This is a genomic window from Pseudomonas sp. RGM2987 (assembly GCF_022952855.1).
Taxonomy (GTDB): domain Bacteria; phylum Pseudomonadota; class Gammaproteobacteria; order Pseudomonadales; family Pseudomonadaceae; genus Aquipseudomonas.
Genome location: NZ_JALJDX010000109.1, coordinates 1 through 13008, shown reverse-complemented (window position 1 = coordinate 13008; position 13008 = coordinate 1). Strand labels below are relative to the sequence as shown.

Annotated in this window: 11 protein-coding genes; 2 read left to right on the top strand and 9 right to left on the bottom strand. The window is 62.7% G+C overall.

Annotation, left to right across the window (positions count from 1 at the left end):
• Positions 1-76: 76 nt before the first annotated feature.
• The 5 genes from RGM2987_RS02370 to RGM2987_RS02350 all read right to left on the bottom strand — a co-directional run bounded on the left by RGM2987_RS02370 (position 77) and on the right by RGM2987_RS02350 (position 5599).
• Positions 77-1483, bottom strand: coding sequence for an ABC transporter substrate-binding protein (locus RGM2987_RS02370; RefSeq protein WP_245138514.1), 1407 nt, complete (start codon positions 1481-1483; stop codon positions 77-79).
• Positions 1484-1722: 239 nt separating this feature from the next.
• Positions 1723-1968 carry a ferredoxin family protein gene (locus RGM2987_RS02365; RefSeq protein WP_017125004.1) on the bottom strand — a complete coding sequence of 82 codons (246 nt, stop codon included), beginning with the start codon at positions 1966-1968 and terminating at the stop codon, positions 1723-1725.
• 24 nt (positions 1969-1992) lie between these two features.
• Positions 1993-3723, bottom strand: coding sequence for a fumarate reductase/succinate dehydrogenase flavoprotein subunit (locus tag RGM2987_RS02360; RefSeq protein ID WP_245138513.1), 1731 nt, complete (start codon positions 3721-3723; stop codon positions 1993-1995).
• The gene (locus RGM2987_RS02355; protein ID WP_245138512.1) at positions 3720-4472 is read right to left on the bottom strand and encodes a GntR family transcriptional regulator; all 753 of its coding nucleotides are present in this window, start codon (positions 4470-4472) and stop codon (positions 3720-3722) included. Before RGM2987_RS02355 ends, RGM2987_RS02360 begins: the two co-directional genes overlap by 4 nt.
• Before the next feature lie 83 nt (positions 4473-4555).
• Complete coding sequence (locus RGM2987_RS02350; RefSeq protein ID WP_245138511.1) at positions 4556-5599, bottom strand: AraC family transcriptional regulator; 1044 nt, start codon at positions 5597-5599, stop codon at positions 4556-4558.
• Positions 5600-5804: 205 nt separating this feature from the next.
• Between RGM2987_RS02350 and RGM2987_RS02345 the strand changes: the two genes are divergently transcribed.
• Complete coding sequence (locus tag RGM2987_RS02345; RefSeq protein WP_245138510.1) at positions 5805-6749, top strand: transporter; 945 nt, start codon at positions 5805-5807, stop codon at positions 6747-6749.
• A gap of 178 nt (positions 6750-6927) precedes the next feature.
• On the opposite strand, the gene RGM2987_RS02340 is transcribed toward RGM2987_RS02345, so the two are convergent.
• The 4 genes from RGM2987_RS02340 to RGM2987_RS02325 all read right to left on the bottom strand — a co-directional run bounded on the left by RGM2987_RS02340 (position 6928) and on the right by RGM2987_RS02325 (position 11168).
• A complete protein-coding gene (locus RGM2987_RS02340; protein ID WP_245138509.1) occupies positions 6928-8211 on the bottom strand; it encodes a DSD1 family PLP-dependent enzyme in 1284 nt (427 codons plus the stop codon).
• The gene (locus RGM2987_RS02335) at positions 8211-9539 is read right to left on the bottom strand and encodes a D-arabinono-1,4-lactone oxidase (RefSeq protein WP_245138515.1); all 1329 of its coding nucleotides are present in this window, start codon (positions 9537-9539) and stop codon (positions 8211-8213) included. The genes RGM2987_RS02340 and RGM2987_RS02335 overlap by 1 nt, the downstream gene beginning before the upstream one ends.
• A gap of 85 nt (positions 9540-9624) precedes the next feature.
• Positions 9625-9996: a c-type cytochrome gene (locus RGM2987_RS02330; protein ID WP_245138508.1), complete on the bottom strand. Its 372-nt coding sequence runs from the start codon at positions 9994-9996 to the stop codon at positions 9625-9627.
• Positions 9997-10283: 287 nt separating this feature from the next.
• A complete protein-coding gene (locus RGM2987_RS02325; protein ID WP_245138507.1) occupies positions 10284-11168 on the bottom strand; it encodes a LysR family transcriptional regulator in 885 nt (294 codons plus the stop codon).
• A gap of 120 nt (positions 11169-11288) precedes the next feature.
• Here RGM2987_RS02325 and RGM2987_RS02320 point away from each other — a divergent pair, with 120 nt between their 5' ends.
• Complete coding sequence (locus RGM2987_RS02320) at positions 11289-12932, top strand: GMC family oxidoreductase N-terminal domain-containing protein (RefSeq protein ID WP_245138506.1); 1644 nt, start codon at positions 11289-11291, stop codon at positions 12930-12932.
• The last annotated feature ends 76 nt before the right edge of the window (positions 12933-13008 follow it).

The following is a 13008-nucleotide window of genomic DNA, read 5'->3' as shown; positions in this document are numbered from 1 at the left end:
AGCTTGCATCTATGTTGGATGTGCCGCCGTCATCGCGAGCAGGCTCGCTCCCACAGGTCATTTGACAGATGCAAAATCAGCGGACAGCAACCGCCTGAGCCGTCGCTTCGGTAAAGTCCAAAACCTTGCCGCCCTGGGCCGTGGCGAATTGCTGGGCCTGGCCCTTCAACAGAAAAGCGCTGAGCTGGCCCTTGGCATCGCTGGCAAACCACGCCTGCTCGGCCAGCAGCTTGATCCCGCTGTCATTGGCCTGGGCATAGACGGCGCGGATGCCCTTGCCTTCCTGCTTGAGGCTCACCAGCGCGGCAAACGCCGACTGCGCCGAGGCGTAATGCCGGACTTTCGGCTCGCCACGCACCCAGATCTCGGCCACGCGGCTGAAATCGGTGATCGGCTGGCCGGTCGCGGCATCGCTGGTGTTCAGCGGCGTCTGGGCGTAGTCAGCCAGTTGCGCGTTGTAATCCAGGTTCGAGGCCTTGAACGCGGCACGGATGTACTGGTCATCGATGAAGGTGTTGAGGTCCAGGCCGCGATCAGCTTTTTTCAGCAGCTTGAGGGTATCGATGGCGGTGCCAACGGCTTGCCGGTATTCCGGCTTCCAGGTCAGGTCGCGGGTCTGAACGCCCAACGGTCCGTGGAACAGGTAATTGACCTCGGCATCCACCCCGGTGACCTTGGCGATCAGCTCGCTGTATTTCTCCGGTTCAGCGGCCAGCAACTGATTGGCCTCGATGCTCGCGCGCAAGTAGGCGACGACGACTTCCGGGTACTTGCGGGCGTAGGCCTGATCCACCAGCGCGCCATGGAACGTCGGCGCGCCGGCCTGGGCACCGTCGTAGATCTTGCGGGCGAAACCGCGGCTGGGGAACAGCTCGGCGAACGGTACGAAGTCGGCATGGGCGTCGATCTTGCCCGCTTGCAGCGCTGAGCCGGCCACTTCCGGCGGTTGGGCGATGATGTTCACGTCCTTGAGCGGGTCCCAGCCCTGGGCCGCGACGGCGCGCAGCAACATACCATGGGCAGTAGAGGCAAACGGCACGGAAATGGTCTTGCCCTTGAGCTCGGCCAGGGACTGCACGCCCGAGGCGCTGGGCACCACGATACCGTTGCCGCTGCCCTGGGTGCTGCCCGATAGCACACTGATGAACAGGCTGTGCTTGCCGGCTGCCTCAAACGCCACACCGTTGAACGACCCGGGGAAATCGGCCATGGCACCGAAGTCGAGCTTGCCGGCGACCATCTCATTGGTCAGCGGCGCGCCACTGGTGAAGTTCTTCCACTGGACGTCGTATTGAGCATCCTTGTAGGCGCCGTCATGGGGCAGGTACTTGTCCAGCAGGCCCAGCTCACGAATCAACAACCCGCCGGCGGCGCAGTTGATGGTGGTGTCCTGGGTGCCGATGGCAATGCGGATGGTTTCTGCCTGGGCAGACAAGGTCAATGAAGCCAGTACCAGACCGGCGAATGCTGCACGCAACAACATGGGTGTGTCCCCTCGAATCATTATTGGGAGGTTCGTCTCCGCCACGATCAGGGCGTGGTGGGAAACGAGGGGTGTCTTTTGAATCGGGCGTCCGGGGGTGACCGGATGGCTTTTTGGGTGTCAGGGCTGGCCTCATCGCGGGCAAGCCCGGCTCCCACAGGTTTATCGGTGTACATAAAATCTGCGATCTGACTCGGTCCCTTGTGGGAGCGGGCTTGCTCGCGATGGCGGTAGGTCGGTCAACGCAGCAAGTACGGAATCTCCACCTTCACCGCCCCGGTAGGGCAGTCCTTTTCACAGGGCATGCAGTACCAGCATTCATCGAACGCCATGTAGGCCTTCTGGGTCGCCGGGTTGATCGCCAGCAGGTCCATCGGGCAGACGTCGACGCAGACGGTGCAGCCTTTGTGGGCAATGCATTTGTCCTCATCCACCGTGACCGGGGCGTTGGAGCGAAAAAAGATTTCCTGGGGTTGAAAGGCCATGGGCGTTCTCTTTGGGTGGACGGTTCAGGCCGCGTCGGCGCCGACCCGCAGCCGGTCGTAGGCCTGCAGTTCGTCGGCATCGAGGGCGATGATGTAGGGCTCGACGGCTTTCTTGAACGAGGTCATCGCGCCGTCATCGCCCTTCTTCAGGTGGCAATGGCAGAACCATTCGCGGTCGTTGCGTTGCGGATGGTCGACCCGATAGTGGTACAGCCCCCAACGGCTTTCGGCGCGGAACAGCGAGGCGCGGGCGGCCATTTCGGCACAGTCGCGGATCACGCTGACTTCCATGGCGCGCATCAATTCATGGGCGTTGTGGGCCTTGATCTGGTCCAGGTCGCGCTGGATATCGCTGAAGCGTTGCAGGCCGATCTGCATCTTCTTGGTGACCTTCGGCGGTTGCAGGTAATCGTTGACGAAGCGCCGTAGCTTGTATTCCACCTGGGCCGGCGGCAGGCCATGCTCACGCTCCAGCGGCGCAAAGACCCGGTTCCTTTCCCGTTCGATCTGCCCGGCATCCAGCGCCGAGAAGTCCTTACCAGCGACGAAATCTGCGGCGTTGTTGCCGGCGAACCAGCCGTAGGTAAACGCCCCGAGCATGTAGTTGTGTGGCACCGCCGCCATGTCGCCGGCCGAGTACAGGCCCTTGACCGAGGTTTCCGCCCGCTCGTTGACCCACACCCCCGAGGCGGAATGGCCGCTGCAAAAACCGATCTCGGAGATGTGCATTTCCACCATCTGCGTGCGGTAGTCGGTACCGCGATTGGCGTGGAACTGGCCGCGACTCGGGCGCTCGTTGCTGTGCAGGATTTCCTCGATGTTCTGGATGGTTTCCTCAGCCAGATGATCGAGCTTGAGGAACACCGGGCCATTGCCGCCCTCGAGCTCCTGGTGGAACTCCCACATCATCTGCCCGCTCCAGTAGTCACACTCGATGAAGCGCTCGCCCTTGTTGTTCGCGGTATAGCCGCCCAGCGGGCCCGTGACATAGGCGCAGGCCGGACCGTTGTAATCCTTGATCAACGGGTTGATCTGGAAGCACTCCAGGTTCGCCAGCTCGGCGCCGGCGTGGTAGGCCATGGCATAGCCGTCGCCGGCATTGGTGGGGTTCTCGTAGGTGCCCATCAGGTAACCGGAGGCCGGTAGCCCCAGGCGACCCGCCGCGCCGCAACAGAGGATCACGGCCTTGGCCTTGATCACCTGGAAATCGGCAGTGCGGCAGTCGAAGCCCATCACCCCGTTCACCGCGCCTTCGTCGTCGGTCAGCAGCCGGGTGCAGACCAACCGGTTGGTGATGCTCACCCGCGCCCTTTTCAACTGGCGATACAAGACCTTCTTGATGTCGTGCCCTTCCGGCATCGGCAACACGTAGGCGCCCATGTGGTGGACTTTCTTTACCGCGTAGTCGCCGGTCTCGTCCTTCTCGAACTTCACGCCCCAGCGATCCAGCTGTTCGATGGTCTCGAAACTGTGAGTGGCATAGGCGTACACCGCCGCCTGATTGACGATGCCGTCGTTGGCGATGGTGATTTCCTTGGTGTACTGCTCGGCGGTCGAGTGGCCGGGGATGATGGCGTTGTTCAGGCCGTCCATGCCCATGCTGATGGCGCCACTGCGCTTGACGTTGGCCTTATCCACCAGCAGCACGCGCAAATCACGGTTGCGCTCCTTGGCCTTGATCGCCGCCATGGGCCCGGCGGTGCCGCCGCCAATGACAACAATGTCGTACTCCTGCTCTAACGTCGTTCGGGTCATGCCTGCGTCCCTTTTTGTCGGTCGATCCGCAAGCGGTACTGGAAGGCATCGCCGCGGTAGTAAAGGTGTTCGAAGTCCAGAGGCTGGCCGCTGGCGTCATGGGTAAGGCGTTCGATGCGCATGATCGGCGACCCCGCCTCGACCTCCAGCGCCTGGGTCAGGTCGCTGTCGGCCAGCACCGCATCGATCGCCAGGTCGGCATGGCCCAGGGTCAGGGCACAGTCGTTTTCCAGGATCAGGAAAATATCCCGGGTCACCAGGTCGGCTTTTTCCAGACGCTCGCCGAGGGCCTTGGGCAGGTAGGTGATTTCCAGGGAAATCGGCTCGCGATTGATCAGCCGCACCCGCTTGATCTGCGCCACGGTTTCCCCTTCGGCGACTTTCAGGCGCTCGGCCACCAGCTTGTCGGCGGCGATGAATTTGAAACTGTGCAGGCGGTTGATCACTTCGAAGCCGCGCCCGGTCATGGATTCGGCCAGACCTTGGAGGGTGCTGACGTTCTGGAAGGTCTTGGGCTTGGCGACGAACGTGCCCTTGCCGTGGATCTTGAAAATCAGCCCTTCCTTTTGCAGATCGCCCAAGGCCTGGCGCACGGTGATGCGGCTGACGCGAAACAGCGCGCCCAGCTCGCTTTCCGAAGGCATCTGGCTGCCCTGTGGGTATTCGCCATCAAGAATGCGCGCCCGCAACAGGTCTCGCAGCTGGGTGTGCAGCGGCACGCTGCTGAGGGAAAGAACGTTGTCGGACATGGACCCTATCACTTGTCATAACGAGTTATGACGTGATCTTAGGAAACCGCCCCAGGATTGAGAAATACCGTTTGGACATATCCTTAGAGCCGAGCCTCGGCGCCCTCGTTGCGAAACGCACTGGGGCTCATGCCGGTCCAGCGCCGGAATGCCCGGCGGAAGCTACGCACATCGCTGTAGCCGACTTCTTCGGTAATGCGTTCGATGGACAGTTCTGGGTTGGCCAGCAGATTGAGGGTCCGGCCACGGCGCACCTGTTCCAGCAAGGCCTCGAAGGTCAGGTTGTGTTCGGTCAGGCGCCGGCGCAGGGTGCGGCTGCTCATATTGAGGTCGCCGGCGATTTTCTCGATGTGGCTGCCACGGGTCAGGTCCCGGGCTATGGCTCGCTCCACCGCCTGGATCAGATCGATTTTCTGATGCACCTCGGCGGCCTCCTGCTCCAGCAAGGCCAAGGCTTGGCGCAGGGCCAGCGGATGGTGATTGGGCAGGCGCACGTCCAGCCAGCGGACATCGATCAACATGCGGTTGTGCCGGCAACCGAAGCGCACGTCCGGCCCCAGTATCCGCTGATACTCCTGGGCATAGGACGGCGCGGCATGCATGAACTCCACCGCCTGCGGCCGGAAATCGGGCCCTGCCAGCGCCCGGCCATAGACCATCAGGCTGGCGAAGAACTCCTCCACGGCAAACACCTGGACCTCGGCAAAAGGCAGGCGGCAGGCGGCCTCGACCATGATCCGGTCAGCCGCCTCTTCGACACTGGTCACGGCGATGCCGCCCGTGGTGTGCTGATAACGAACCCCAAAGGCGAAGGCATCGCGCAGGGTTTCGCAGAGAGACAGGACGTGGCCCAGCAGGCCCAGGGTGCCAAGCACATTGCGGTCGCCGACCCACAAGCCCAGCCCCCGCTCGGGCAACAGCTTGAGCGCCCGCTGGATCATGATCACCGCCTGGCGGTAGGAAATACGCTGGGCAGGGTCCTGCAGATCCTCAAGGCCAAACCCCAGGCCGCGACACAGGCTGGCGGCATCGAAGCCTTTGTTCGTCACCACCTCGGCCAGGGTTTGCAGCAGGAACGGTGATACCAGCGCCAGTTCATAGGTGGGGTCGATGACTTTCATCTGCATGGGCGGGTTCCGGAGCACGTTAGGTGGCGTTTTTGTAACCGGTTGTTTCATGAACGTTAGCATGCGTCGCCGCAATGGGGGACACAAAATCTGGCCGCCCAAGTCCCCTGCGTGGCCGCCAATACCCTGCCCTGGCGGCGGCGAACGGCTTATTTCTATGGCTCGGACTTTCGGTGTATCGCCAACAATAATAATGAGCCCCCACATGAACCCGATCCGCACGACCTTCGCTTTGCAACTGACCCTGGGCCTGGCTTGCAGCCAAGCGCTGTCGGCCCTCGCCACTGAGTCCGGTGTGGACAACATCGGCCCCGGCACCGACGGCTTCTTTGTGTTGCCGCTGGAGGTCGACAGCCTTCCGGACAACATGGTCGCGTTCAACCTCTACTACAACCATTACAAGGCCCGCAAATTCACCATCAGCTCGCTGGGCGGTAAGTTGCCGGACGTGGAGATCGAATCCACGGCGGTGGTGCCGCGCATCGACTACCTGAGCCCGCTGCGGGTGGCTGGCGGACGATTGGGGATCTACATCGCCCAGCCCTGGCTCAAGCAGGAAGTCTCGGTGTTCGGCCTGCATGACACTCGCGAAGGCATGGGCGACACCACGATCTCGCCGATTGTGCTCTGGGACATGGGCAAGAACCTGACCCTGGCCGCAGCGGTGGAAATCACCGTGCCGACCGGCGAGTACAGCCCTGATCGATTGGCCAATACCAGCAACAACTTCTACACCTACAAGCCGCTGTTCTCCTTCACCTGGCTGCCCTCGGAGAGGACCGAGGTGTCGATGAAAAGCACCTACAGTTTCAACCGCGAGAACAAGGACACCGACTACCGCTCGGGGCAGATCTTCCATTTTGATTATTCGGCCAGTTACCGGCTGACCGACAACTTGCGTCTGGGGCTCAACGGCTACTACCTCAAGCAAACCACCGACGACAAACAATACGGCCGTACCGTGCAGTTCGCCGGGCAGGATGTGGACGACGGCGTACGCGGCCAGGTATTCGCCATCGGCCCGGCGCTGCACCTGACCTTCCTCAAATACGCCAGCGCAGAGATCCGCTGGGCCAAGGAATTCGACGTGGAAAACCGCCCCGAAGGCGAGATGCTCTGGGCCAAGGTCAGTATTCCATTTGCGTTTTGAGCGACTGTCCGGTCCGCGTGCGGAGCCAGCATTCCAGGCCCAACACCCATCCCTGTGGGAGCGGGCTTGCTCGCGAAGATGTCGGCACATCCAACATGGATGCAAACTGACCCACCGCTTTCGCGAGCAAGCCCGCTCCCACAGGGGATTTGTGCCAGCACTCGCAGGCCAATTGTTTTCAGTTATAAACCGGCCAGTGCTCGACAATCCTGCCCGCACGCACCGCCAGCAGATCACCAAACTGCAGCAACACCGACTCAGTCTGGGTCGGCCGCAGGAACACCTGGTCCTCCAACCCCAGCCCTACCGCCTCGGAGCCGTTGACCATTTCCTGATTGGAGCTGCGGCCATAAAGGTTGTTGCTCTTCAAGCCAGGCGGTGATTCGAAGTCGGCCATCCAGTTGCCGCCATAAATGAAAAACGTGGCGCGCTGGTTGACGTCCCACCAGGAAAAGATCCGTGACTTATCGTCCAATGCCGGGATGTTCACCGCGCCGGTGCGCTTGAGCACCGGCGTAGCGATGAACGCCGCCGGCACGTGCTCGCTCAGCGACGGCAGGTCGTAATGGCTGGGCTTGAGCATGGCCGTGCCCACCGAGACTTCAGTGCTGAGGTTTTCCTGTTCATGCAGGCGGTAGCTGGGGCTGCCGGCGGTGTTGAGCGTCAGGTTCGGATGCCACAGGTCGGGATAGCGCACGCGCAGGAAGTCGACTCGGGCGTTGTAGATCGCCATGACCCGCGCCAACAAGGTGTGCGGTGTCGCCAGCAACTCGGGCACACCCATGCCCACGAACGGGTCGTAGCCCATGAACCCGGCAAACTCCAACTGGGCCGGATGAGCGCGGATCACCTTGAGCATCGCCTCCAGGGCTGCCTCATCGGCCACCCCACCGCGGTGCAGGCCCACATCCAGTTCGATATTGACCCGCAGACGCGTACCGAGCCCCTGGGCCAAAGCGCGGTATTGCTCCAGCCGCTCGGGCGTATCCAACAGCCACTGCAATTGCCGCGACGGATCGAACGGCCCTTTGTGCAGTTGGTAGAACAGCTCGGCGGAGCGCACCGGCAGAGGCTTGCCAAGCAAGATATCGGCCTTGGGAAACTGCACCGCGTCATGGTTGAGAAACGGCTGGTGGAACGACATCAGCCGCCCGGTCTCGGCACGCTGGCCGATGTAATCGAGCAACCCCGGCGACGGAAGCGACTTTTCCACCAATCGCAGCTGCTTGCCGCTGCGCCGGACCGACGCCTTGACCACATCGATGTTGTGATCGACGCGATCCAGGTCCACCAGCATCACCGGACGCATCGGCCCGTTGGCCTTGAGTTCGCGGTTCAGCTGGCTGAAGTATTCGCTGTACGGCTCACCCTGATCCTGCGGGCGCAACCAGGCACCGACGCCGGCCAGCACCACCCCGCTGCCCAGCGCGGCCTTGAGGAAACCGCGCCGATTGAAGCCCATCAGCTCACCCCCAGAATCGATGAAAGATGCCCGTTGAGAAATTTGCCGGTGGGGTCCAGCGCCTGGCGCACCTGGGCAAACTCGCTCCAGCGCGGATACAAGGCCTGGAGCGCCTTGGCGTTGAGGCTATGCAATTTTCCCCAATGGGGACGACCCTGGTATTTCCAGAAGATCGGTTCTACAGCGGCGAAGAAATTGTGGTGGTCCATCTGGTAATGCTGGTGCACGGAGATCGAGCAACTGTCCCGTCCCTCGAACATGCTCAAGGCAATGTCGTCGGCCTTCACATAGCGGTATTCGATGGGAAACCAGGTGCGCAGGTCCTTGTCGCGGATCAGCGCCAGAATCTCGCGCAGGCATGCGGGGCCATGTTCAGCCGGCACCGAATACTCCATCTCGTTGAAGCGCACGGTGCGGGCATTGGCGTAGATGTCGTGGGAGTCACCGACCCGGTCATCGAAATCTGCCACCAGCCGCATGCTGTTGAGCAACATCCGCCGGGTGGCCGGAAAGTCGCTGCCGTACTTGTCGAGTTTTTCGATCAGGGTGACGAACTCGTTGCCGCCCTCCTCTTCGGGGCTGATGGGCGGTGTGGCCGGGTCGGTGGTTTCGTTCAGGGCAATCGACAACGCATAGTCGGAGTGAGTCACCACCTGCATTTCCCAGTGTTGGTTGTCGCGGGTGTTGGTTTCCACCTCCTCCAGCAGCTCTTCGGTCTTCGCCACCCATTGCCGCTCACGCAGCCGGTAGGCCGGGCGATTTTGCAGGCGCACCCGGGTTACTAAACCCAGGGCACCGAGGGACACCCGGGCGGCCCTGAACACGTCGGAATGACGCTTGGCATCGCAATCGAGCACCTCGCCACTGGCCGTCACCAGTTGCAGGCCGACCACCTGGGAAGCATATGAGCCGAACGCCTTGCCGGTGCCATGGGTGGACGTGGCGATGGCGCCGGCCAGGGTCTGGTAATCGACGTCGGCCATGTTCGGCAGGCCCTGGCCGATCGCCTTGAGCGCCGGGCCCATGCGGGACATTGGCGTACCGCCGCCGAACTCGGCTTGCAGGCTGGCGGTGTCGTGATCCAGCAGACCGCTGAAGAAACTCAGCGACAGCAAGGTTCCGTCGGTGGGCACCAGCGCACTGAAGGAATGGCCTGAGCCCACCGGCCGGATCCGCCCCTCGGCGCGGCGCACCACCTGTACCAGTTCATCCAGATCTTTGGGCGCCAGGCGTGCCGCCGGCAGGCAGCTTTGTGCGCCGGACCAGTTGCGCCAGGGGATCAGACGCGGCGCCCGTATCAGGTCGGCCAGCGCGCTGTGGCTGCCCAGGACCGTGAAGGCTGCGACAACGCCGGCCTGCTGGAGCAAGCGGCGACGTGAGTAATCCATCGTCATGCCATGATCCCCCGGATGGTCATTGGAAATGCTCGCCGGACATGAAAGAGATCAGCGCCAGGAACTGCTCTTCGGAACAGTGCATGCACAGGCCCATCGGTGGCATGCCGTTGTAGCCGTTGATCGCATGGTCCAGCAGGGTTTCGGCGCCCTGGGCCACACGCGGCGCCCAGGCGTTGGTGTCGCGGGTCAGCGGTGCACCGGCGCCGGGGTTGGCATGGCAGAGCTTGCAACTGCTGTCGTAGACCTGGGCCAGCGCCGCGTCGGCGGGCATGGCCGTGAACACCGTCGTTGCGAGAGGTTTGGCCTCCTCACCGCAGCCGCTGAGCAATGCGCCGAGCAGCACGATGGAGGCCGTGCGAAGCCAGGTTGGATGGGTACTTACCGGCATGGGTCCCTCTTGGCGGCGCTCAAGGCGCGGCTTTCTTGTTGTAGGTCGGGCAGTTCCCACGTTAAGGCACGCCGGCGTAGCGGCTGAGGTCATTGGGGGCCAGAAAAGGGGGCTTGGGCGGACAGGACTTACGCGCCGCACACTCTGTGGCGAGGGAGCTTGCTCCCGCTCGGCTGCGAAGCAGACGCCTTCCGGCCTGTGGATGATGGTTATTGGGGCGCTGCGCGCCCAGCGGGAGCAAGCTCCCTCGCCACAGGGGATCCGGCTTGGTCCAAAAGACAGCGCAGCTAGGGCAGCAACACTCCCTGCTCCCGCTCGCACAACTGCACCACGTAATCCCACAACACCCTCAATCGCACGGACTTGTGCAGTTCGCGGCGGGTGCTGATCCAGTAGCTGCGGCGGATGGTTTCGTCCGGCAGCAAGGGCACCAGCGCCGGGTCGCCGCTGGCCATGAAGCAAGGCAACACGGCGATGCCCAGGCCCGAGCGTGCGGCCTGTTGCTGGGCGATCACGCTGGTGCTGTGAAACACCACCCCAGGATTACGGCAAAAGCTGTTGAGAAACATCAGTTCCTGGCTGAACAGCAGGTCATCGACGTAGCCGATCCAGGCATGGCGGGCCAGGTCCTCGCGGCTGCGCAACGGCGGTGAGCGGTCCAGGTAGGCCTGGCTGGCGTACAGCGCCAGACTGTAGTCGGTGAGCTTGCGGGTCACCAACAAATCGGCCGCCGGGCGTTCGAGGTGGATACTGATCTCCGCTTCGCGGTTGAGGATGCTGACAAAGCGCGGTACTGCCACCAACTCCACTTCCAGCCCTGGGTAACGCTGGAACAACCCATCCATGCGACTGGCGAGGAACATGATGCCCAACCCTTCGGTGACCCCCAGGCGGATCTTGCCCAGGGGCGCGCTGGACTGGGTGATGTCCTCCTGGGCCAGCAGCGCCACGTTCTCCATGGCCTCGGCGTGCTTGAGCAGCCTTTCACCAGCCGGGGTCAATTCGTACCCCTGGGCATGCTGGACAAACAACGCGGTGCCCAGGCTCTTTTCGATGGCCTCGATGTGCCGGGCCACCGTGGCATGCGTCGTGTTCAGGCGCCGGGCGGCGGTCAACAAGCGGCCGCTGCGTTGCAGCTCCAGGAAATAACGCAGGTCATTCCAGTCGAACATAAGGCACTCCTTGCGCTGCGCTGTTTATAAACACACAGCCGTTGCGCAAAAACTAACATTCTTTTAACGAAAACTAACAACTAGGATGCATCCGACAAGAACAAAAAAATGAGGTCGCGAATGCAACCTGTCGTCGATGAATACGATTACGTGATCGTGGGCGCCGGCCCTGCCGGATGCCTGCTGGCGAACCGGCTTTCGGCCGACCCGCAACAGCGGGTGCTGCTGCTCGAAGCCGGTGGGCGCGATAACTATCCGTGGATTCACATCCCGGTCGGCTACCTGTTCTGCATCGGCAACCCACGCACCGACTGGTGCTTCAAGACCCAGGCGCAACCTGGCCTGCAAGGGCGCGCCCTGAGTTACCCGCGCGGCAAGGTGTTGGGTGGCTGCTCCTCCATCAATGGCATGATCTACATGCGCGGCCAGGCGGCGGATTACGACGGCTGGGCTGCACAAGGCAATTCGGGCTGGAGCTGGAAGGACGTGTTGCCGCTGTTCCGGCAGAGCGAAAACCACTTCGCCGGGGAGTCGGAGTTCCACGGTGCCACCGGCGAATGGCGGGTCGAACGCCAACGCCTGTCCTGGCCGATTCTCGATGCGTTCCGCGACGCCGCCGAGCAGAGCGGCATCCCCAACGTCGATGATTTCAACGGCGGTGACAACGAGGGCTGCGGCTATTTCCAGGTCAATCAAAAGGCCGGCGTGCGCTGGAATGCCGCCAAAGCGTTTCTGAAACCGATTCGCCAACGTGCCAACCTCACGGTACTGACCGAGGTCGAGGTCGACCGGGTGCTGTTGCGCGACGACCGGGCCTATGCCGTCAGCGCCCGCTGGCAAGGCAAGGGCATGACCTTCAAGGCCCGCAAGGAAATCGTCCTGTGTGCCGGCGCCGTGGGCTCGCCGGGCATCCTGCAACGCTCAGGAATCGGCCCGCACAGCCTGCTGCAACGCTTGGGAATAGGCGTGACGCATGAGCTGCCGGGCGTGGGCGGCAACCTGCAGGATCACCTGCAATTGCGGCTGATCTATCAACTGGAAAACGCCCGCACCCTGAACCAGATCGCCGGCACCCTGTGGGGCAAGATGGGCATGGGTTTGCGCTACCTGTACGACCGCAGCGGCCCACTGTCCATGGCCCCCAGCCAACTGGGCGCGTTCGCCCGCTCGGGCCCGGAGCAGACCTCGGCCAACCTTGAATACCACGTGCAACCATTGTCCCTGGAGCGTTTCGGCGAGCCGCTGCACAGCTTCCCGGCGTTTACCGCGTCGGTCTGCGATTTGCGCCCGCAGAGCCGTGGGCGGGTGGACATCGGCTCGGCCGATCCGCAGGCGGCGCCGCTGATCCAGCCCAATTACCTGAGCCATCCCGAGGATTTGCGGGTCGCCGCCGATGCGATCCGCCTGACCCGCCGGATCGTGGCATCCCCGGCACTGAGCCGCTTCAAACCGGTGGAGTACCTGCCGGGACCCGGCCTGCAAACCGAAGAAGAACTGCACCAGGCAGCGGCCCGCATCGGCACCACGATTTTCCACCCGGTCGGCACCTGCCGCATGGGCCAGGACCGCGACGCCGTGGTGGATGCGCAACTGCGCGTGCACGGCATCAAGGGCCTGCGCATCGCCGACGCCTCGATCATGCCAAACATCACCTCCGGCAACACCTGCTCGCCGACGCTGATGATTGCCGAGAAGGCGGCGCGGATGATGCTCGAGCCGCAGACCCGGAGCACCACCATCCAAAAGGAAACAGCCACGGCCTAAAGATCAACGAAGACCCCTTGTGGGAGCGGGCTTGCTCGCGAAGGCGGTGGATCAGTTAGCAATGATGTCGGCTGGC